Source organism: Paraburkholderia phenoliruptrix (genome assembly GCF_047325075.1).
In the GTDB taxonomy this organism is placed as follows: Bacteria; Pseudomonadota; Gammaproteobacteria; order Burkholderiales; family Burkholderiaceae; genus Paraburkholderia; species Paraburkholderia phenoliruptrix.
The window spans coordinates 904,093-924,075 of record NZ_CP168530.1 but is presented as its reverse complement, the minus strand read 5'-3'; the positions used below and the strand labels follow the sequence as shown (position 1 = coordinate 924,075).

Annotated in this window: 18 protein-coding genes and 3 pseudogenes; 5 read left to right on the top strand and 16 right to left on the bottom strand. The window is 60.5% G+C overall.

Annotated features, from left to right (window positions below):
* Positions 1 to 101: 101 nt before the first annotated feature.
* The 13 genes from ACEN8U_RS04060 to ACEN8U_RS04000 all read right to left on the bottom strand — a co-directional run bounded on the left by ACEN8U_RS04060 (position 102) and on the right by ACEN8U_RS04000 (position 13,619).
* Positions 102 to 1,070, bottom strand: a complete 969-nt coding sequence (locus ACEN8U_RS04060) for a LysR substrate-binding domain-containing protein (RefSeq protein ID WP_413657482.1) — start codon at positions 1,068 to 1,070, stop codon at positions 102 to 104.
* A gap of 5 nt (positions 1,071 to 1,075) precedes the next feature.
* Positions 1,076 to 1,471: a cupin domain-containing protein gene (locus ACEN8U_RS04055; protein ID WP_368608083.1), complete on the bottom strand. Its 396-nt coding sequence runs from the start codon at positions 1,469 to 1,471 to the stop codon at positions 1,076 to 1,078.
* 21 nt (positions 1,472 to 1,492) lie between these two features.
* Positions 1,493 to 2,488, bottom strand: a complete 996-nt coding sequence (locus ACEN8U_RS04050) for a LysR substrate-binding domain-containing protein (protein WP_368608084.1) — start codon at positions 2,486 to 2,488, stop codon at positions 1,493 to 1,495.
* Between the two features lie 249 nt (positions 2,489 to 2,737).
* A complete protein-coding gene (locus ACEN8U_RS04045; protein WP_413657347.1) occupies positions 2,738 to 3,070 on the bottom strand; it encodes a pyrroline-5-carboxylate reductase dimerization domain-containing protein in 333 nt (110 codons plus the stop codon).
* Complete coding sequence (locus ACEN8U_RS04040; protein ID WP_413657480.1) at positions 2,985 to 3,452, bottom strand: NAD(P)-binding domain-containing protein; 468 nt, start codon at positions 3,450 to 3,452, stop codon at positions 2,985 to 2,987. Before ACEN8U_RS04040 ends, ACEN8U_RS04045 begins: the two co-directional genes overlap by 86 nt.
* A gap of 179 nt (positions 3,453 to 3,631) precedes the next feature.
* A complete protein-coding gene (locus tag ACEN8U_RS04035; protein ID WP_368577500.1) occupies positions 3,632 to 5,125 on the bottom strand; it encodes an aldehyde dehydrogenase in 1,494 nt (497 codons plus the stop codon).
* A gap of 15 nt (positions 5,126 to 5,140) precedes the next feature.
* The gene (locus ACEN8U_RS04030) at positions 5,141 to 6,472 is read right to left on the bottom strand and encodes an NAD(P)/FAD-dependent oxidoreductase (protein WP_368608085.1); all 1,332 of its coding nucleotides are present in this window, start codon (positions 6,470 to 6,472) and stop codon (positions 5,141 to 5,143) included.
* Positions 6,473 to 6,478: 6 nt separating this feature from the next.
* On the bottom strand, positions 6,479 to 7,366 hold the full coding sequence (locus ACEN8U_RS04025) for a dihydrodipicolinate synthase family protein (RefSeq protein WP_368608086.1): 888 nt from the start codon (positions 7,364 to 7,366) through the stop codon (positions 6,479 to 6,481).
* Positions 7,367 to 7,437: 71 nt separating this feature from the next.
* Positions 7,438 to 8,733 (bottom strand): serine hydroxymethyltransferase, encoded by a 1,296-nt coding sequence (gene glyA, locus ACEN8U_RS04020; RefSeq protein ID WP_368577505.1) that lies wholly within the window; start codon positions 8,731 to 8,733, stop codon positions 7,438 to 7,440.
* A gap of 176 nt (positions 8,734 to 8,909) precedes the next feature.
* A complete protein-coding gene (locus tag ACEN8U_RS04015; RefSeq protein ID WP_035483412.1) occupies positions 8,910 to 9,791 on the bottom strand; it encodes a glycine betaine ABC transporter substrate-binding protein in 882 nt (293 codons plus the stop codon).
* Positions 9,792 to 9,883: 92 nt separating this feature from the next.
* On the bottom strand, positions 9,884 to 10,765 hold the full coding sequence (locus tag ACEN8U_RS04010) for an ABC transporter permease (RefSeq protein ID WP_368608087.1): 882 nt from the start codon (positions 10,763 to 10,765) through the stop codon (positions 9,884 to 9,886).
* Positions 10,762 to 12,051, bottom strand: a complete 1,290-nt coding sequence (locus tag ACEN8U_RS04005) for a glycine betaine/L-proline ABC transporter ATP-binding protein (RefSeq protein ID WP_368577508.1) — start codon at positions 12,049 to 12,051, stop codon at positions 10,762 to 10,764. Before ACEN8U_RS04005 ends, ACEN8U_RS04010 begins: the two co-directional genes overlap by 4 nt.
* A 674-nt stretch (positions 12,052 to 12,725) precedes the next feature.
* A complete protein-coding gene (locus tag ACEN8U_RS04000; RefSeq protein WP_368608088.1) occupies positions 12,726 to 13,619 on the bottom strand; it encodes a LysR family transcriptional regulator in 894 nt (297 codons plus the stop codon).
* Between the two features lie 136 nt (positions 13,620 to 13,755).
* Between ACEN8U_RS04000 and ACEN8U_RS03995 the strand changes: the two genes are divergently transcribed.
* From ACEN8U_RS03995 to hpaC, 4 genes and pseudogenes are all read left to right on the top strand, one after another.
* Positions 13,756 to 14,166 carry a cupin domain-containing protein gene (locus tag ACEN8U_RS03995; protein ID WP_368608180.1) on the top strand — a complete coding sequence of 137 codons (411 nt, stop codon included), beginning with the start codon at positions 13,756 to 13,758 and terminating at the stop codon, positions 14,164 to 14,166.
* A gap of 13 nt (positions 14,167 to 14,179) precedes the next feature.
* Positions 14,180 to 14,416, top strand: a complete 237-nt coding sequence (locus ACEN8U_RS03990; RefSeq protein ID WP_368577511.1) for a tautomerase family protein — start codon at positions 14,180 to 14,182, stop codon at positions 14,414 to 14,416.
* A 161-nt stretch (positions 14,417 to 14,577) separates the two neighbouring features.
* Positions 14,578 to 14,661, top strand: a pseudogene (locus ACEN8U_RS03985) (3-oxoacyl-ACP reductase); the annotation flags it as partial.
* 117 nt (positions 14,662 to 14,778) lie between these two features.
* Positions 14,779 to 15,324 (top strand): 4-hydroxyphenylacetate 3-monooxygenase, reductase component, encoded by a 546-nt coding sequence (gene hpaC, locus ACEN8U_RS03980; protein ID WP_368608089.1) that lies wholly within the window; start codon positions 14,779 to 14,781, stop codon positions 15,322 to 15,324.
* A 128-nt stretch (positions 15,325 to 15,452) separates the two neighbouring features.
* Here hpaC and ACEN8U_RS03975 read toward each other — a convergent pair.
* A pseudogene (locus ACEN8U_RS03975) lies at positions 15,453 to 15,833 on the bottom strand (TetR/AcrR family transcriptional regulator); the annotation flags it as partial.
* Between ACEN8U_RS03975 and ACEN8U_RS03970 the strand changes: the two are divergent.
* Positions 15,828 to 16,208 (top strand): annotated as a pseudogene (locus ACEN8U_RS03970) (SDR family NAD(P)-dependent oxidoreductase); the annotation flags it as partial. The pseudogenes ACEN8U_RS03975 and ACEN8U_RS03970 sit on opposite strands and share 6 nt — an antisense overlap.
* 152 nt (positions 16,209 to 16,360) lie before the next feature.
* Here the strand turns inward: ACEN8U_RS03970 and ACEN8U_RS03965 are convergent.
* Positions 16,361 to 17,797, bottom strand: coding sequence for a cytochrome-c peroxidase (locus ACEN8U_RS03965; protein ID WP_368577514.1), 1,437 nt, complete (start codon positions 17,795 to 17,797; stop codon positions 16,361 to 16,363).
* A gap of 114 nt (positions 17,798 to 17,911) precedes the next feature.
* Positions 17,912 to 19,594 carry a phospholipase C gene (locus ACEN8U_RS03960; protein WP_368577516.1) on the bottom strand — a complete coding sequence of 561 codons (1,683 nt, stop codon included), beginning with the start codon at positions 19,592 to 19,594 and terminating at the stop codon, positions 17,912 to 17,914.
* Between the last annotated feature and the right edge of the window lie 389 nt (positions 19,595 to 19,983).

Genomic DNA, 19,983 nt, shown 5'->3' with positions numbered 1-19,983 from the left:
CTCCAGCGTTCAGGGGTCTCGGGACTTCGGTGGGTCCCGCTATGACCTGAGTATTGGATCGACGAAAAGCAGCGTCAACGCGCTTTATTTTCGGCCTGGCATTACTTTGGATTATGCGAGTGCGCGTGCATGGCGCAAGGCTGATGCGCGTCGCTGCGCAGCCACGCAATCACCGCCTCAATGGCTGGATTGATAGTGCGTCCGTGCGGTATGACAACGTAATACGAATCGGAGGTCGCATAGGAGGCGACCGGCAGGCGCACGAGTTCGCCCGCCGCAATGAAGCCGCTCACGAGCCTGCCCCAGCCGAGCGCAATGCCGAGACCGCGGCGCGCCGCGTCGATTGCATCGGTGTAAAGCGTGCAGCGCAGCGCATAGTTCAAACGTACCGGTGTGAAGCCCACGGCCCGAAACCATGCGTCGCACCCCATCCAGCCTTCGGAGGTGATGTCGGACTCGATCAACGCCGCGCTGGCCACATCGTGCAGCGACTCCGGCATGCCGCGTGATTCGATCCATGCCGGTGAGCAGACAGGAAAGACCTCCTCGTCGAAAAGCCAGGTCGCCGTGCCGTCGCCCCATCTGCCGTTGCCGAATCGAACGGCTATGTCGACCTCCTTCGGCCGCAGGTCCGCGTTGAACATCTGCGTGGAAATGCGAAGCTGCAAGTGCGGCTGCTCCTGTTTGAGCGCCGCCAGCCCGGGCAGCAGACGAAAGTGGGAGAATGCCGAGGTGGCCGCCAGTACGAGTTCCTGCTCGACAGGTCCACTGGAAAGCCGGTCGAACACGCCGGCAATCTTCTGCATGGATTCGGCCACCACCAGATAGAGCGCTTCTCCATCCGGCGTCAGTTCGATCGAGCGATGCAAACGCTCGAAGAGCCGCGTTCCCAGCGTTTCCTCGAGGAATTTCACTTGCCGGCTGACCGCCGCCTGCGTCACACCGAGTTCGTTCGAAGCAAGCGTAAAGCTCTGGTGTCGCGCCACCGCCTCGAATTCGACGAGCGCGGTCACAGACGGAATCAGCCGCCGGTACCCTTTGGTTCGCGGCGTGGACGGTTTCAGCGGCACAGCGGTCAAGCTCGCGCTTGTGTCACGATGGTCGACTCCGTGCGCGCCACGACCAGCACCGTGCAGCCTTCATTCGACGAAGTGCTGTGTCGCGACCCCGCGGGGTATGACACCGTTTGCCCGGGCAGAAAGTCCGTGCCGTCGTGATCGGTGAACACGCCATCCAGTATCACGACGAGTTCGGTCGAGTCGTGCCGGTGATCGAGCGAGCGGGCGCCGGGTTGCAGGCGCATCCAGTAGCTCTTCCAGGCACCCTGCTCGTCTTCGGCAACCGGAATAAATGAGAAACCCGGCAGAATCGTCTCGCCGATTTTCATCGGCTGCCAGTCGCGCTCGTCGATCGAATACCAGCGGCGACCATCCTTTACTTTCACGCCAAAGAGATCCGGTTGTTGCGGCATACGTTTGCCTCCCTTCTCTGCCTATGCTTCTGTCTGTGAAGCGGGCCAGTCGCGCATCATCGCGCCGACCTCCTCGCCTAGCCACTCGCGAAACCGGACATATTCCGGACGGAGTCTCGCACTCTTGTTCGTGATCAGGTAATGATGGCGGTCATGGAACTCCAGTGCGTTCTGGACGGGCCGAATAAGCAGGCCCTGCTCGACCTGGCGATGCACCAGGTGATGCCACCCGAGCAGCGTTCCTTCGCCGGCTTCGGCTTGCGAAACGAGCAGCCGATAGTCATTGCTTTCCAGATGCTCGTTCTCGACCAGTCTGTCGGAGCCGTCGCCCTGCTGGAACCAGTTGCGCCAGACCGACCAGTCCACGTGCTCGCAGACCTGCGCGCGGCCCAGCAAGGAAAGGTTTAGCGTCGCGTGCGACAGAAGATCGAGCGGCTTAACCGACCTTGCGCGGAAGTGGCGCTCGTAAAAATCGCGGCTGCATACCGGATAAACAACATCGTGAAAGAGCGGCTCGACATCGTATTCCGGTTCGCGCGGCGGGTTCTTCGTAATGATGACATCGGGCTCCATCAGTTCGTCGAGCTCCATGAAATGCTCGGTCACCATGATGTGAAGGCGGATATCGGGAAACTGCTTGCGAAACGAAGGCAAACGCACAGACAACCACAGCGCGGAGAACGTATGCGACACGCAGATCGTAAGCGCATGCTTGTCGTTCCGGCGCACGGCCTGGGCCGCCTCGGCAATGTTCATGATGGACAGATAGGACGCGTTATAGAGAATGCGCCCCGCATCCGTCAATGCGATATGCCGGCCGGTGCGTTCGAACAGCGCGACGTCCAGCGAATCTTCGAGTTCCTTGATCTGCCGGCTGATTGCCGCCTGTGTGACGCACAACACTTCTGCAGCTTGTGTGAAGCTCTCGTAGCGTGCAGCCGTGACGAAGCATTTCAGAGCACGTAACGACGGCATCTGAGCTAATAATCGGTCGGCAAACACCGGTTTCTTTTGCATGGCTTTCACTTGTAAAGCGGACGCGTCCAGGACCGAGGACGACTCCGGCCGACGCTGCGCAATGCCCCGTGACAATGCGTTGACCGCGCACTCGAGCAGAACGCTCCAGCCTCAACCAGTTTGCGATTGTTCTACGAACCTGACAAGCGTAGAGAACCCCAATACGCGCGGCCGTTGCTATTGCCATGACGCACGCGGCGCCAGCACGCGCTCGTGTGTGGCTGCGAAAAGCCCACGGCAGCGTCGCCGCTACGGGCTTGCCCTGATCCGCTCCAGCACGCCGTCTAGCGCCCGCTGATAATGGCTGTACGTTCCACGCTGCAGGAGCTCCGCGTGCACCTGCTCGTTGATGCCGCCAGGTGTCATGCATTCGTCGGTCAATTGTGCAAACGGCTGCATGGTTCGCGCCGCGTCGTGGGCAAGTCCCACGTAATAGCCGGACAAAAACGCGCGAGCGGCGTCATACTCGACGCCTTGCTTGACGAGCCACTGCGCCTCACTCTCCAACACCGCATAAAAGCTCGCCATGGTCGCCGTGACGGCAGAGAGAGCGTCGAATCGGCTTTCGTCGTCCACTTCCACCGCTTCGCCCAGCGCGGAAAATGCCCCGGGCCGTTTTGTCGGCGGGACAGATCGCCGTGCTGCCCCGGCCTTCCGCCACCGCCGGTAACGGAACGGCACGTGTCACGCTCTGCACCGGTCCGACGAGGCGGCGAAGCTGATCGAGAGGCACACCCGCAAGGAAGCTGATCACGCGATGGCGCGCAGAAAACTCCAGTTGCCCGAGCACGTCCACGGCGATCTGCGGGACCACTGCAAGGCATACCGCATCCGACGATTCGAGCACTGCCTGATTGCTCGCGCACACGCTAATTCGCTCGTCGAGTGCCGCGAGTTCGCCGGCGATCTTCTCGTTGCGCGGCGATAGCGATATGCGCTCGAACGCAACATCGAATCTGAGCATGCCCGTCACGACTGCTTTCGTAATAGTCCCCGTCCCGATGAATCCGAATCGCATGAGATCTCACTTGATGTTTCGCACGACAATTGCCCGGCAGGGTCGCCCGGGTCCTTCCTCGGTAAAGGTGCGCGAGAGCGCCTACCTGTTACACACGGCGGCGGTGACCGCGCGCCGCGCTTGGCCTAGTCGAGCTTCAGCCAGGTCGTTTTCAACTCACAGTATTGGTCGTGCGCGTAGACGGATTTGTCCCGACCACCGAAGCCCGACTGCTTGAAACCGCCGAACGGCGTGGACAGGTCGCCTTCGCCGAAGCAGTTCACGGTCACCGTGCCCGCGCGAATGCGTGCGGCGATCCTGTGCGCGTGATTGACGTTGTCCGTCCAGAGCGAGGCCGCAAGGCCATAGCAGGTGTCGTTTGCTATCTGCACCGCATCGTCGATGTCCGTGTATTCGATGAAGCACACGACGGGACCGAACACCTCCTCGCGCGCAATACTCATACGGGGGGTGACATTGTCGAAAATGGTCGGCTCGACGAACCAGCCGCCCGTTTCAGTCCGCGTGGCCCTGCCGCCACATACGAGATGCGCGCCTTCTGCCTTTGCCTTCTCGATGTGCGCGAGCACTTTCTCGTAGTGCTTTTCTTCGATCAGCGCGCCGAGCTTCACGTCTGGATCAAGTGGATCGCCCGTCTTCCAGTTCTCCAGCACGGCAGTTATCTTCTCGAGCAATTGCGCCTTCAGGCTCGACGGAACCAGGATCCGGGAGCCCGCGCTGCAGTTTTCACCCATGTTCCAGAACGCAGCCGCGACTGCCTGCTCGGCCACGGCGTCGAGATTGGCAACATCCGGGAGCACGACCTGCGGATTCTTGCCGCCGCATTCGAGCACGACCCGTTTCAGGTTGGTATCCGCGGAATAGTGAAGGAAGCGCTTGCCGGTCTCCGTGGAGCCTGTGAATGCAATGAGATCGACATCGCCGTGCCGCCCCAAAGCCTGCCCCGCACTCTCGCCGAAACCGGTCACGACGTTGAAGACGCCGGCAGGCACGCCTGCTTCAAGGGCGAGATCGGCAATCCGCAACGTCGAAAGCGACGTTTGTTCAGCGGGCTTGACGATGACGCTGTTGCCTACCGATAGCGCCGGGCCTATTTTCCACGCGAGCATCAGCGCCGGAAAATTCCACGGCAATACCGCGCCCACCACACCCATGGGCTCGCGCGTGATCATGCTAACCACGCCCGCACCCGACGGAGACAGCGCGTCATAGCGCTTGTCCGTTACTTCGGCATGCCAACGGATACATGCCGCCGACTCGGGAATGTCGAGCCCCATGCATTCGCTGATAGGTTTGCCCGCCTCGAGCGCTTCGAGAAGCGCCAGTTCCTCGGCGTGTTCTTCAATCAACGCGGCGAGCCGCAGAAGCACGGCCTTGCGCGCCGCTGGTGCAGCTTTCGACCACACGCCCGATTCGAACGCGTCTCGTGCGGCCGCGACGGCACGGTCAATATCCTTCGTGTCGCACTTCGCGATTTCGGCCAGCAATTGTCCCGTCGACGGGTTGAGCGTGCCGAAGGTCTCACTGGATGCCGCAGGACACCGTGCGCCTGCAATGAACGCGCGTCCGTCGAGCGATAGCGCCTCTGCTTTTTGCTTCCATTCCTCATAGCTGGTCATATGCTGTCCTCTGATTTAAAGCTCGGCGCCCGCCGAAAACTCCTTCATCCAGATAGCCGCGGTCACGGCAACATCTGCGATAGGACGTATCGGCAAGGAGCGGGGATGGGGCTGGTTCAAAAGCTGGCGGATCAGGTCGTTGTCGCGGCCGAGCGCATATTCGGCGATGAGCTTGCCTGACGCGGAACCGCGGCTCAGGCCCAGGCCGTTGCACCCTACCGCTTCGAACACACCGTCGGAGCGACGCCCGAAGAGCGCTCCGTTGTTGACCGACAGACACAAAGGGCCGCCCCACGTGTATTCGAGTTCGACGTCTTCGAGCATGGGAAAGCGCCGCTCGAATGAACGCCGGTGCAGACTCTTCGCCTTCGTGAGGTCCGCCTGAGATACCTCCAGACCCGGTCGAAACGCAAAATGATTGCGAACGCAGATGCGGTCCGTGACAAGACGCCGAATGGTCGAACCCATCGGGTCCGCGGGAATCAGCGACCAGGAACGCGTGCCGCCGAGCCGGCGCACTTCGTTCGCATTCATCGCGCGCGTCATGGAGGCGAATGTATAGACCGGCAACAAACCGTTCGGATGTCCGCCAAACGTCGCGGCATATGCGTTCGTGCAAAGCACTACACGGCGCGCGATCAGCTTGCCGTTCGCAAAGGACAAGACCTTGGCTGAGCCGTTGTCCGAGATTCCCCTCACAGCGCTCGACTCGAATACCGCTACGTTCTCGGGCAAGCTTGCAGCGAGCCCGCGCATCAGCGCCGCCGGCTGAACGGTGCTGCACCCAGGGGTAAAAAGCGCACTTTCGTAGAAGTCCGTGCCTGTCACGCCTGCGATTCCGGCCTCGTCCAGCCATTCGAAATCTTCGCCGATGCGCGCCAGTCCCTCGGCGAAGTGCGTGAGCGCAGCATGTCCCTTCCTGTTGACCGACGCATGAAATTTGCCGTCGTCCTGCCAGTCGCAATCGATGCCTTTTTGTTTCACCACCGAGCGCACATAGTCGATACCGTGCCGCTGCAAACGTACATCGGCTTTATCGGCTTCCACGCTTCGCGAGTAGCTTTCGCTGCTGATGTCGTGTGGCAGATCGACGAAGAACCCGGAATTGCGTCCGGCCGTGGTGCGTCCAATGCGATCCGCCTCGACGAGCGCAATCGAAGCATCGGGCGCGAGCTCGGCCAGCCGCCGCGCCGCGCACAACCCGGTAATGCCGCCGCCCACAACAACCCAGTCATAGTGCCGTTCCGCAGTGACGGCAACTGCGGGCGGTGCGGGTGGCAGGCTTTCCCACCAGCCGTTCACACCGTCAGGCGCGGGAAAACGCACGAATTCCAGATTCCAGGCCATGAAGTCTTACTGAGTGTTGCGCAACAGGGGTTGAACGAGCCGCGCGAATGCGGCGCGCTCTTCTTCATTGAGGGTGCCGAGCGGAGCACGCGCAACGCCGACCGGCATGCCCGCGAGCTCGCAGCCGTAGCGAACGTATTGAATGAATTTGCCGCTGCGCTCCAGCAGTTCGAGCACCGGCAGCAATCGCGCCATCAATTGACGCCCCGTTGCAAAGTCGCCGCGCTTCACACATGCATCGAAGAGCGACGTGTGCGCTTCCGGCAGAAAGTTCGACGCGCCTGCGACCCAGCTCTTCGCACCCCACACGAAGAACTCCAGCGCCTGATCGTCCATTCCGCAACTCAGCACGAGCTTCTCGCGGAAATGCGTCGCGAGGTGATGCAGGTGCGAGATATTGCCCGTACTCTCCTTCATCGCGATGAAGTTCGGCCGGTCGAGCAACGTGGCGAGAATACCGTCCCCGATTTCCGTTCCCGTGCGCGCGGGAAAGTTGTACAGCATGATCGGCATGTCGAGGCTGTCATCCACCTTCAGCAGGTGGTTGAGCAGCTCGTCCTGCGTCGGCTGCGCGTAATACGGCGCGGCCAAAAGCAACGCGGAGAGTCCCGCACGTTTCGCTTCCTGCCCGAGACGGATGACCTCTTTCGTGGTCGTCGCGTTGATGCCCGCGGTCAGATAGGTCTTTCCGCCCGCTGCCTGGGCGACAGTCTCGAACGTTCGTACGCGCTCGTCGAAGCTGAGCGCATAGTATTCACCCGTGGTGCCGCCGATCCCGAGCCCCGCGACGCGGCCCGCGAGATTAGCCGCATGCTTGCCGAGCAGCTCGTGGTTGATCTCGCCATCCGCATGGAACGGTGTGACGAGCGGTGTATGTACGCCCTCGAAACTCATCTGGATTCTCTCTTCAATAGACGGCGCGATGTCTCCTGACGACGTGTATCAGTCGTTATGCGCCGTTGTGGTTAAACAAGTGCGTCCGCGCTGGAGTAAATCGGGAACTGGTTGCACAGCTCGCGCACGCGAGCGCGCACCGTGCGCTCGACCTTCTCGTCGCCGTCGGGTTCGCGCTCGAGTGCCGACAGCACCTCGATGATCATTTCGCCGACCTGCTCGAACTGCGTCGTGCCAAAACCGCGCGTGGTCCCCGCGGGAGTGCCGAGGCGAATACCTGAGGTGACGGTCGGGTTCTCCGTATCGAACGGAATGCCATTCTTGTTGCAGGTAATGCCGGCGCGTTCGAGGGCCTTCTCGCCCTGAGTTCCGGTAAGGCGCTTTGCACGCAGATCGACGAGCAACAGATGGTTGTCCGTGCCGTCGGTTACGAGCTTCAATCCGCCGGACTTCAGGACGTTTCCGAGTGCCTGTGCGTTGCGCAGAACCTGATCGATGTACGCGGTGAACTCGGGGCGCAGCGCTTCCCCGAATGCAACCGCTTTGCCCGCGATGACATGCATGAGCGGGCCGCCCTGCAGTCCCGGGAAAACCGCCGAGTTGATCTTCTTCGCGATGTCGCCATTGTTCGTCAGCACGAACCCGCCGCGCGGTCCGCGCAGCGTCTTGTGCGTGGTCGAGGTGACGACGTCGGCGAAACGAACAGGATTCTCGTGCCTGCCTGCGGCAACGATTCCCGCGATGTGCGCCATATCCACCATCAGCAATGCATCCACGCTATCGGCGATTTCGCGGAATCTGGCGAAATCGAGAGCACGTGGATAAGCTGAATAGCCGGCGATGATCAGCTTCGGCCGATGCTCCTCGGCTAGCCGGCGCACTTCGTCGTAGTCGATGCGGTAGGTGTCGCGATTCACGCCGTACTGCACCGCGTTGAACCACTTGCCGGAAAGCGCCGGGCGCGCGCCATGCGTCAGATGGCCGCCTGCATCGAGCGACATGCCCATTACCGTCTCGCCCGGCTTCACGAGCGCGAGCATGACCGCGCCGTTTGCCTGTGCTCCCGAATGTGGCTGTACATTCGCATATTCGGCTTCGAACAGCGCCTTCACGCGGTCGATTGCCAACGCTTCGATTCTGTCGACGTGCTCACAACCGCCGTAATACCGCCTCGACGGATAGCCTTCCGCGTACTTGTTGGTCAGCACGGTCCCTTGCGCTTCCATTACCGCGGCGGAAACAATGTTTTCGGATGCGATCAGTTCGATCTGCGTCTGCTGGCGGCGCAATTCCAACGCAATTTCAGATGCAATGACGGGGTCACGGCTCTGGAGGTTTTCAGCAAAAAAACGCGCGTTCTCGTTCACGTGGTCACTCCGGATGAAATCATGTAAGGCGGGTCTTGCCTGAGCACGCATGCATCTTGTGGTGCCCAGTTTCCATTCGTGGTTGCCTTGCCCAATGCTTCTGTTGCGCCCCTACGGGCTGCTGCAGCATCTGCCGTGAGCGGGAGATCTCCGCTCACGGCAAGGCTGCTCGCCCTCTACTGCTCGAGCCAGGCCTTGACTTTCTCGGGATGGGCGTCCACGAATTTCTTTGCCGCGGTCGCATAGTCGTTCGTGCTGTTGCCCTGATATTCGATCGACTCGACATCCGCGAGCGTCAGCTTGAAGTGTTTGAAAAAGACATCCGCGCGGGGAAACTTGCTTGCGAACTGCTTCGAGGCGAACGCGTGGATCTGCTCTTCACCGCCGAGCGTGCCCTTCGGATCTTTCAGGTAACGCATCTGCCACTTCTGGAACAGCCAGTGCGGGCTCCAGACGGTCGCCACGATCCATTGCTTCGACTGATAGGCACGCGAGACGCTGGCGAGCATGCCCGCTTCGCTGGACGATTGCAGCGTATAGCCGTTGAGGTCGTAGGCCTTGATCGTCTTTTCCGAAGCCTGCATCAAACCGCCGCCAGGCTCGATGCCTTGAATCGTGCTGTTCAATTTGCTCTTGACCTCGGGCTTCGCCAGGTCGGCGATCGACGAGACCTCTGACTCAGGCACATACGTCGGCACGGCCCAGCCGTTCTTGCCGCCCGTATAGATGATGCCGACATCATCCATATCGTTCTTGTACTTGGCGTAGTAGGTTCCATGGGTGACCGGAAGCCAACCGCCGACCATGATGTCGAGGTCGCCGCGCGCAACACCCTGATACTGAATGCCGATGTCTGCCTGCACGAACTGAACCGGTTGCTTCAGATTATTCTCGAGAACGTACTTCGCCACATTGGCTACGGCCAGCACGTCCGCCCAGTTGGTGACCGCAATCTTGACCGGTTCTGCCGCGACGGCGGGCATCACGCCGCTGCCGGCCGCGACCGCGGCGGATATCGCCAGTTTCACGACGAGCGACTTGAATATGTTGTCTTTCATCTAGTACTCCTACCTGATTATAAGATTCGTTAAAGCTTCAACGACCGCTGCTGCGACTCAGCGTCTGGTCCCCACACTCCGTACCGCTTCAGTCAGGTGCGCGCCGCCGCACCCGCGCCGGCCTTCGCCGCCCGCGCACCCGTCCCGGCCTTCTTTGACTTCACGCCAAAGCTTTCCGTCAAACGATCGAGCACGATGGCGAGCAAAACGACACCGAGGCCGCCTTCGAAACCGATGCCGATGTCTAGCCGCTGGATTCCGCTCAATACGTATTCACCGAGACCGCCTGCACCGATCATCGACGCCACCACGACCATCGACAGCGCCATCATGATGGTCTGATTGACGCCCGCCATGATGGATGGCAGCGCATTCGGCAATTGAATCTTCCACAGAAGCTGTGTATCTGTGCTGCCGAATGAGCGGCCGGCTTCCAGCAATTCTTCTCGCACCTGGCGGATGCCAAGCGTCGTGAGACGGACGACCGGCGGCATGGAGAACACGATGGTCGCGATGACCGCGGGCACGCGGCCAAGGCCAAACAGGATCACGGCGGGGATCAGGTACACGAATGCCGGCATGGTCTGCATGAAGTCCAGCAGCGAGCGCAGCACCACCTCGACGCGCCGGTTACGCGCGCCCCATATGCCGAGCGGCACGCCGATCACGAGACTGAAGAAAGTCGCGGCGACGACGAGCGCGAGTGTCGAGACCGTCTGGGACCACAACCCCATGTAGTGAATCGCGAGAAGCGCAATGCCGACGAATGCCGAGAAGAGGACGCCACGCCGCCACAGCGCAAACGCCATGAGAATGACGAGCATTGCGACAAACGGAACCGCGGCGAGACCATCTTCGAGCAGTTTGACGACTGCACCAAGTGCGGCCGAAAAGGCGTCGAAGCCGCCGCGAAAATGCTGGAACAGAAAGTTGACGGCGTTCTCCGCAAACTTTCCGATGATCGACGAATTCATGCTGCTCTCCGTTCCATGACCTGTTTGAGGATTGTCCGGCACGAGACGACCCCAGCGAGTTTGCCGATCGCGTCGGTGACCGGCACATCGTGCTCCTGGCCCAACGCAATGTCGGCGAGCTGGTGAAGATCGGCGTCGAGCGTCACCGCGTTCACGTCGCGCAATAGCGCTTCGCGCACCGGGCGCGTGCCCGCCTTGTGCAGGGACGCGGCAGTGACACAGCCTTGATACCGTCCTGCGTCGTCGCAGACATAGCCGCACTCGACACCGCTGTCGATGAGCTGATTGAGGTAGCGTTCGGCGGACGTGCCCACATCGCAGGCAATCAGCCGCCGGTCCACCGGCGCCATCAGACTGGATGCCTTCAGGAAACGCGATACGTCGACATTGCGGAAGAAGTCCCGTACATACGAGTCAGCAGGAGACTGGATCAGCTCCGCGGGCGTGCCCACCTGAATCAGGCAACCGTCTTTCATGATGCCGATCCGGCCGCCGATCTTGATCGCTTCTTCAATATCGTGCGAGATGAAGACGATGGTTCGCTGCTCTTCTTTTTGCAGGCGCAATAGCTCGTTCTGCATTTCGAACCGAATGAGCGGGTCGAGCGCCGAAAAAGCCTCATCCATCAGGAGCACTGACGGGTTCACCGCGAGCGCACGAGCAAGACCTACGCGCTGCTGCATACCGCCGGACAGTTCACTCGGGAGGAGTTTTTCATACGAACCCAGACCGACGCGCTGGAGCGCGGCGCGGGCGATGTCATAGCGCTCGGCTTTCTTCTGCCCTGCGACTTCCAGCCCATAGGCAATGTTGTCGAGCACCGAGCGATTGGGCAGCAGCGCGAACGACTGGAATACCATGGCCATCTTCTTGCGGCGCACTTCGCGCAATTCCAGCGTGGACATGGGCGCGATGTCGCGGCCTTCGAGAATGACCTGGCCCGACGTGGGTTCGATTAAACGATTCAGCAGCCGAACCAGCGTCGACTTGCCTGAACCGGAAAGACCCATGACGACGAAGATCTCCCCTGCCCGCACACTGAGACTAACGTCATTCACGGCAACCATATTGCCGGTCTGTTCGAAGATCTCGTTTCTGCCCAGGCCTTGCTTGACGAGTTCCGCAGCACGCTGCGGTTTTGGGCCGAAGATTTTCGACAGATTCTTGACTGTAAGGATGTCGGTGCCGGAAACGGCGATGGGTTTGGCAGCCGGTCGTACTTCTTGCGCATCGACTGCGGCCGGATGGAGCACGCCTTGAGGCGCGAATGTCAGGTTTGGGGCCATTCTGTCATCCCAACTGGCAGGTTCAAGGAATTGAAGTGCGGCGCTATCCGTCACGCGGGCCGATGCACCAAGGCATTTTTCCGTCACAAAGGAAGAGCTCAGCCGAGCCGTATCGAACGATTGGCGACTTCACAGGAAGAAAGCCGCATCTTCGTGCGCGAGACCGAGCGCTGAGCGGCGGTTAGTGCATGAATGGCAGAGTACCAAGCCAAATTGACCCATCCAGCTACATTTTGTGTGCACTTTCCCCTACCTTTGGTAATGCGAGCCGTTTGTGTATCAGGTGCAGAAAACAGGGAGAAGGAAAAGACCGACTCGCGCAGCCAAGGTGCGCGCCGATCCCGGAGCCGCGCAGGGAGGTTTGTTGTCGGTTTGGGGCGCCCAAGGTCAGCTGAGCGCCAACCGCTCTCTTAGGGAATGTCCCAGGCACCGTGGTACGGCTGAATTTGCCCGCGTTAAACAGTGGACGTGGAAAAGCAGGGGCTGCCTGGTCGACGAGCCCGGTGCGCGTTGGCGTGAAGGCGTATCCGAAACGAACAATGCATGCGCGACGGCCGCACGCGGAGGACGCAGCGTCGTGCCTGGCACGACCGGAAAGCGGTCGTCGTAGATGAGTGCGTGAGCATCGACGGCGCCTTACGACAGGCTGAGCGCCGGCCGTTCCGGTCTCGTCGTTAGTTGCCGTATCTCAAGGAGTCGACAACCAAGGCAAATGCGGGCGACGTTTGCCGACGACTCGCATAGTAAAGATGGTACCCGGGCACCAAAGGGCACCAATCGTCAAGGACACTGCCAAGACGACCGCTGGCGATATGCGGTTCCGCGAGATCGTACGGCACATAGGCAAGTCCGTACCCCTCTACCGCGGCCTCGAGCATTTGAGGCGTCGTGTTGCATATAAACTGGCCATGCACATTAACGTGCAGCGTGTTACGTCTCTTCCCGAATTCCCACGCATATAACCCGCCACGCGTCGGAAGGCGAAGATTGATGCAACTGTGCGCCGCCAGATCACGCGGATTTGCCGGACGTCCATGCGACGCAAGATAAGCCGGCGAACCGACGACTGCCATTCTGAAATCGGGGCCTATTCGTACGGCAATCATGTCCTGCGCAATGAGGTCGCCGCTTCGCACGCCCGCATCAAATCGCTCGGTAACGATGTCGACCATGCCGTAGTTAATGTTGATTTCTACCGAAATGTCGGGATATCGGCGTAGCAGCTTTTTGAGCTTCGGCCACAGAATCGTATCGGCCGCATGATCGTGCGCCGAGATGCGGATAAGACCCGCCGGCTTGTCCCGCAAAGCGCTCAACGACTCCAGTTCGGCGTCGATGCGCTCATAGTACGGCCCAACGTTTGCCAACAGTCGCTCACCTGCTTCGGTGGGCGACACGCCACGCGTCGTCCGCGTTAGCAAGCGAAGCCCCAGCTTGTCCTCCAGGCCTCGCATCGAATGGCTCAAGGCGGACTGCGATACGCCGAGCTGAGCGGCCGCACGGGTGAAACTTCGCTCGCGGGCGACGGCGAGAAAGGCCCGCAGGACATTGAGATCGACTTTCGACATTATGAATCGCGCTCATATCAGTTAGCGAAGTCTAGCAGCTACCGGAGGTACCGGGTGAGCAGTAAAGTTCAGTCAACGACCACGTGGCGCATGCCGTTGCCGCGGGCGAACCTCTGAACAGGAGCAGTCAATGGAAATCGAAGTGAAGCGTTGCGGCACCGTCGCCTCGGTCAAGGGGCCCGCGGACTGGTTCACCGGCACCGTCCGTATAGACGCGATGTTTCAGCCGAACGAAACGACTCGCGCGTCGGGTGGCAGTGTGACGTTCGAGCCGGGCGCGCGTACGGCATGGCACCAGCATCCACGCGGCCAAACACTGATTGTGACGGCCGGCAGTGGCTACGTCCAGCGCTGGGACGGCCCGCTTGAGGCCATCCGGCCAGGCGACGTTGTGTGGATCCCGGCGGGCGTGAAGCACTGGCACGGCGCATCGGCCGAAACCTTTATGACGCATATCGCCATCCAGGAGGCGCTCGATGGCAAGGCGGTCGATTGGCTCGAGCACGTGGCCGACGACCAGTATCCGGGCACCGTTGCCGCACGCTAAAAAGGAGTCGTCGATGCCTCACGTCATTGTGAAAATGTGGCCAGGCAAATCGGAACAGCAAAAGCAGCAGCTTTCTGATGGCATCACGAAGGTAGTCACGACCATCCTCGGTTATGGCAAAGAGTCTGTCTCGGTTGGCATCGAGGTTGTGCAACCATCGGCGTGGGTCAAGGATGTGTACGACCACGATATCCGCGACAAATGGGACACGCTGTATCAGAAACCGGGCTACGATCCATCGCAGCTCTGAGCAACATCCCGAAGCCGAAACGGCAACACTTCCGCCGCGGACCCAGCCGAGTTTTTTTGAAGCGCCCGCGGCAGATGTTGACCAGCACCGTACGAGGAATTGCCATGACGGACAATATCAAGGACTCTTCGAGCGGACCTCACACCGCCACCGAAGATCAAGCGGCTGTGATGCTCGCGGGCCCCGATGCCTGGTTCGCCAACGGCGCGTGTTGGGACATCAACGGCGGGCTGTTCATGCGTTGAACGCTCATTGCATCGCCGGCCCGCTGCGGCTCAGCCAGGGCGCTCGCCATGCCACGCTTTTATCGATCCGATTCCGTTTTTTCCTCGACAGCAGATCAAGCCGGAGACATACCGATCATGCCCGCACAATCCACTTCCACTCACTCCTCGATCGATCCGCTGCGCCAGCAGTTCCGGCAAGCCATGGCGCACCTGGGCGCTGCCGTCAATGTCATCACCACGGCGGGCGCGCATGGCCGCTGCAGCATCACGGCAAGCGCTGTCTGCTCGGTCACGGACACGCCGCCGACGCTGCTCGACTGCCTCAATCGCTCGAGCGCAATGCCTGCCGTGTTCGACGGGAATCGCCAGGTATGGATCAACGTATTGCCAGCCAATCTGGAGAGCGTCGCGCGACACTTCGCGGGCATGACGGAGCTCTCGATGGAGGAGCGTTTTCAACTGCCTATCTGGGACGAAGGCAACCACGGCGTGCCCGTCTTGCGCGGCGCGCTTGCGAGTTTGCAGGGCACAATCGTCGAGGCGAAGGACGTCGGCTCACACGCGGTGATGTTCGTGGAAACAACAGAAATCAGAGTGCGCAGCGACGGCGACAGCCTGATCTATTTCGACCGGAATTTCCATCGCGTGCCGCGAGTGTGGAAGGCGGCCGTTGGCCAATGAACGATGTGTTGTGAGGCAGGCGAGCGGCACTCCGGACCGCCGGACCGCCGGGCCTCGCGCCCTCGCGCCACGGCCTGCGCGAACGGCCGCGAGCGGCAGGTGCGACGCCCGCGCATAGCGAATAGCGCTCAGCGCTCATCGAGCGGCGCTGGCGTCTCGACTCCGAACGCGCGACGGCTCGCGTCGAGAATTTCGTCGGCGAAAGCGGGATTCGCACCCGCTATCGCACGCGACAACACCAGTGCCCCCACCATCTGACTGAACGCCGCGATCGCCTCGCGGCGTGTTTGCTCCGGCGTCGCGCTCTTTGCGGCGATCATGGCTGCCAACCTGTCGACATACGCCTCAAGGCCCTGCGCGTAACAGGCACGCGCCGCGTCCGTCACCCGGGGCGCGTCGCCCGCGAATCCGGAGAGCGGACATCCAGCCTCGATGTTGTCGCGGTGCGCGTTCGACAGGTAACGCGCCGCCTGCCTGGCGAGGCTACCGGCGTTCGGCGAGTCCTGTCGCGGGCGTTCGCGGGCAATCTGGCCGGCAACGGCGGCGGCGCCATTCTGAACGTGCTTTCGGTTGCGAGCTGGGTGAACCGGCCCATTCTCTCGGGCTACGGCGTATCCAGATCGGCAGCATGGGGGTTGACCAATGGCCTGCGTCATTCGCTGCGCGACCAGCACACGCAAGTGGTCGCGCTGCATGCCGGGTTTATCGATACCGATCTGACGCGCGGCCTCGACGTGCCGAAGGCGACACCCTCGGACGTCGTTCGTCAGGCATACGAAGCGATCGAGGCAGGCGCGGAGGAAGTCTCAACCGACGACTTCACACGGGAGGTAAAAGCCGGATTGTCCACAGGCGTTTATCTGAACGAGCCGGCGCCTCGCTGATGGCGCCGTCACGCTGAATCTGGGTACCGGTCGCTGGGGAAGCGACCGGCCGGCGTGGGCAGCGAGGTGATGCCCTGCTGGACCAATTCATGCCATACGCGCGGTACGCGATCGGAGGTCTCTTGCCGGCGTTGAACGGACATTGCTAAGGACTACCGGACACCAGGCTGATATCCATCATCCAATGTCTTCAGGAAAGCAATGATGTCGTGGATGTCCGCATCCGTCATAGCAGGCGTGTCGCCGAATTTCCGGTCGAATGGCGCGTCCTTGTCATCGATATTGGCATGAAACCGTGCCGGCAAATCATTGTATTTCTGGACTTTCCCATCCACACCCCGCGGATAGAACTTCTGCGGAGCTGTGTTGCGCTCGTTATAGAACGCCATGACCTGCTCAAGCGAAGCGAACACGCCATTGTGGAAGAACACTTTGCGCGTTGATACGTTGCGCAAAGTCGGAGTCAGGAACATCCCGCAATATTGCGTCTGGCCCTTCAGGTCGGTGCGGAATGGGCCGCAGATCCCCATATCGAAGAATTCCGGGTCTTTGTTTGCCGCAATATCATTGTTCCGAGGCGCCCCCAGCGCCTCATACTGATAGTCCGTGAACATTGGCGGGGTACCGTCGGAACTCGGCTTGGAGAGATGACATCCCGCGCAGTTCGCTTTGTTGGGGTCGTTGAATAGACGCAGTCCGCGCAGTTCCGCCTGACTCAGCCGCGCCTTACCTTCGAGCCAGTAGTCGTACTTGCTCGAGTACGGGTGGAACGCCTGTTCTTCTACCTGATAGCGAGCCACGGCGAACATCGCCTCCGACATCGCCAGGCTGGTATTCTCGAAGACGTTCGAACCAAACAGTTGCAGAAAATCGTTCCTGTATTGGGTTCGTTGAATCTTGGCCATGACATCGGCTTCGCTCGTGTTGGCCATCTCAACGGGATTGAGCATCGGCCCTGCGGCTTGTGCCTGCAGCGTGTCTGCGCGGCCGTCCCAGAACATCCCGCCCTGTGGGACCATCGCAGGCGCCGCGGGAACAACGCCAGCATTCTTTTGTGCTCTTGCCACGCCTGAAACCTGGCTTGCCATCTGCGCGAGGTCGGGCGCGTTATCGGCGTCGCCGGTGTCAGGACCGATACTGAAATTTGGCTGGCGATACAGATACATCAACGACGGCGGCGGCCGGTAACCCTGCTGCGACAGAGATGGGCCACCGGGTTGAACCGCCAAACCATTTGGCGGACCGAAAGCATGTGCCGGGCTATGACACGACGCACATGACTGGCGCCCTGAGGCCGAGAGCGTCGGGTCGAAAAATATCTTCTTTCCGAGCTGCGCGACCGCACTCAGTTGCGCTGGCGCTTCAGGCCGCTGGAGTTGTATCGGATTTGGGTTGGCGCCTGTCAGGCTTTCGACCATCACGCCCACAACAGCCGGCACGCGTGACGGATACAACAGCGCAAAACTGCAAAAAGCCACGCCGGCAACAACCGCTGCAGAGAAACTCCACAGGAGCATGTGCCTAACGCTGAACCGAAGCGGGCTCTGAATAGGACTCGTTCCGGTCTGAGGTGATGGGGATGCACGCATATGAGCAACAGGGCTAACGCTTGAAACGAAAAATGTTGCCAACCCTGAGAGTTGGCAACAACTGAAGGTGCTTCTGCCCCGCGCCGGCATCAAGCCGGCGCGACATTGCAACAATCAGATGGCAGGTACGGACGAGACGACGGTGCCGAGGTTCGGGTCGACAAACACCGTAGGGTTATTGCCGCTGCCGCTGAAGTTGAACATGCCCATGATGCTGCCCGCCGTAGCATCGAAGGAGCCACCACCGATACGTTGACCACCAAGCCAGTTGTCTTCGATGAACCGGACGACAGATGCCTGGCTGATTGGAGTGTGATCCACATAGTTCACTTTAGCCCACGGCGAAATCACGAGGAACGGAATACGCGTGCCCGGCCCGCATCGCCCATTGACCGGCGTACCGTTGACGCCAAGCGGAGCCGTTCCCGTGCCGCACTTGCCCGCACCGTTAAGCTGGTCCGCCTGGGCGTCGAAGGAGGCGCTGGTCGGATTCGCATAGGCATGGTCGTACCAGCCGTCAGAGTCGTCCCATGCAACGATAACCGCAGTGTTCTTCCAGTCGGGCTGTTGCTGCAGGAAGTTGACTACCTTGGCCGTAAACGCCTGCTCGTCGAGCGGGTCGGAGTAGCCTGCATGACCATCCTGGAACGCCGGTGCCTTGATGAAGCTTACTGACGGGAAGTTGCCCGCCTTCACTGCAGCGAAGAAGTCGTCAGAGTCGTACTGGTGGTTGGCGGGTTCCGGCGTCTTGCCATCGGTCAACGTGCTGAAGCCAACGGTTGACATTGAGTTCGGACGCGTATGCTGCGGGTTCGCCGTCGACGCGTAATACTGGAACCAGTTGTGGTGCGGAATGTAATCTGCGGTTGCCTGACCCACAGCCGGCGTCACCGTGCTGCGCTTGCACCCCGTCGTGCCGTTGCTGTTAACAGTCGACAGGTTGAAGCCGCCCATGAAGCCGCCCCAGGTGATGTTCCTGGCATTCAGCAGATCGCCGATATTCTTGCCAGACATCAGAATCTGATCCGTCGTGCTGGAGCAGAGGTCGTTGGCAGGGTCAACGTCGTTGATGAGCGTAACGCCGCCCTGACCGTCGTTGACGTAATAGGAATGTGACGCCGTCGACAGATTGAACGGCTGCTGGCTAGTCTTCAGCAGTTGCACGCCGTTAGTCTGGCCGGAAATTACCTCCAGAGCGCCAGGAGTGGACGGTCCAAATGTGTCGGTATAGGCGTTGTCGCTCATCGCGAAGTGCTGAGCATAGTTCCACAACGCCGTTACGGTGTTACCGTCGTAGTAGCCCATGACCTGTCCCGCCGTACCGAATGCGCCAGCACCGCCACTCGAACCCTTACCGGTAAATTTCGGGAAGAGGTCTGCTGCACCGTTGTTGTAGGCCTGCTGCTCCGCGGTATATGCGTGGTTCTGGTCGGCAGTCGCAGCCTGAGTGCGGTCCAACCGGAACGGGTTCGCCCCGTTCGGAGCGTTGAGAGCATTGGTCAGGTTCGGATTGTTCGTCAGCAGAGCACCGCTCAGCCCGTTCACCGTCGGCGTGCCCGCCGCAGCTGTAAATGCCGGTTCTCCCGACGGGTTGGTCGCGTTCGGGTACGTCGCAAAGTAGTGGTCGAACGAGACGTTCTCGTTATAAATGACAACGACGTGCTTGATGGGAGTGCTCGTCGTCAACCGGTCCTGCACTGAAACGGGGGACGGCGTATCGGTGCTACCCCCGCATGCGTAAAGCGAGACCGCCAAAGCGATACCTGAAGCGCCGAAAAGGAAGGCTCGAGAAAACATGTGTTTTAACTCCGGATGTCCTGCTATTTGTTCTTCTCAGTCTATTCCGTTGCGAAATCAACGGGGGAGGAGATGTTTCGTACCCCAGATATTGGAGCAGGCCGGCGTGACGGCGGAATGGCGTTTTATTTACCTAATCCTTACGCGAATTTACCTACGAAAGAATAATGAATGATTACCGCGGCAAATAGGACGCGCCTGCCGTCGTCGCTGATGGGGTCCGTGTGTGAGGGCAGAATTTAGCCGTAATGCGAATTTAAACTCTTCTCATCGGCCGCTCCTGCTGAGAGGACACCGCGGTACACCGCTTTTCCGTGAACGTGTCACACGCACTTTTATCGACATGCGAGCCGCCTGCGTCTGAGAAAGACGCACGAGGCGTGTCCCTT

What these genes read in the sequence shown, in the direction of transcription:
- ACEN8U_RS04055 (WP_368608083.1), bottom strand. Translation starts at nt 1,471, where the DNA reads ATGCCGCAACAACCGGATCTCTTTGGCGTGAAAGTAAAGGATGGTCGC.
- ACEN8U_RS04050 (WP_368608084.1), bottom strand. Translation starts at nt 2,488, where the DNA reads ATGCAAAAGAAACCGGTGTTTGCCGACCGATTATTAGCTCAGATGCCG.
- ACEN8U_RS04040 (WP_413657480.1), bottom strand. Translation starts at nt 3,452, where the DNA reads ATGCTCAGATTCGATGTTGCGTTCGAGCGCATATCGCTATCGCCGCGC.
- ACEN8U_RS04035 (WP_368577500.1), bottom strand. Translation starts at nt 5,125, where the DNA reads ATGACCAGCTATGAGGAATGGAAGCAAAAAGCAGAGGCGCTATCGCTC.
- ACEN8U_RS04030 (WP_368608085.1), bottom strand. Translation starts at nt 6,472, where the DNA reads ATGGCCTGGAATCTGGAATTCGTGCGTTTTCCCGCGCCTGACGGTGTG.
- ACEN8U_RS04025 (WP_368608086.1), bottom strand. Translation starts at nt 7,366, where the DNA reads ATGAGTTTCGAGGGCGTACATACACCGCTCGTCACACCGTTCCATGCG.
- ACEN8U_RS04015 (WP_035483412.1), bottom strand. Translation starts at nt 9,791, where the DNA reads ATGAAAGACAACATATTCAAGTCGCTCGTCGTGAAACTGGCGATATCC.
- ACEN8U_RS04010 (WP_368608087.1), bottom strand. Translation starts at nt 10,765, where the DNA reads ATGAATTCGTCGATCATCGGAAAGTTTGCGGAGAACGCCGTCAACTTT.
- ACEN8U_RS04005 (WP_368577508.1), bottom strand. Translation starts at nt 12,051, where the DNA reads ATGGCCCCAAACCTGACATTCGCGCCTCAAGGCGTGCTCCATCCGGCC.
- ACEN8U_RS04000 (WP_368608088.1), bottom strand. Translation starts at nt 13,619, where the DNA reads ATGTCGAAAGTCGATCTCAATGTCCTGCGGGCCTTTCTCGCCGTCGCC.
- ACEN8U_RS03990 (WP_368577511.1), top strand. Translation starts at nt 14,180, where the DNA reads ATGCCTCACGTCATTGTGAAAATGTGGCCAGGCAAATCGGAACAGCAA.
- hpaC (WP_368608089.1), top strand. Translation starts at nt 14,779, where the DNA reads ATGCCCGCACAATCCACTTCCACTCACTCCTCGATCGATCCGCTGCGC.
- ACEN8U_RS03965 (WP_368577514.1), bottom strand. Translation starts at nt 17,797, where the DNA reads ATGCGTGCATCCCCATCACCTCAGACCGGAACGAGTCCTATTCAGAGC.
- ACEN8U_RS03960 (WP_368577516.1), bottom strand. Translation starts at nt 19,594, where the DNA reads ATGTTTTCTCGAGCCTTCCTTTTCGGCGCTTCAGGTATCGCTTTGGCG.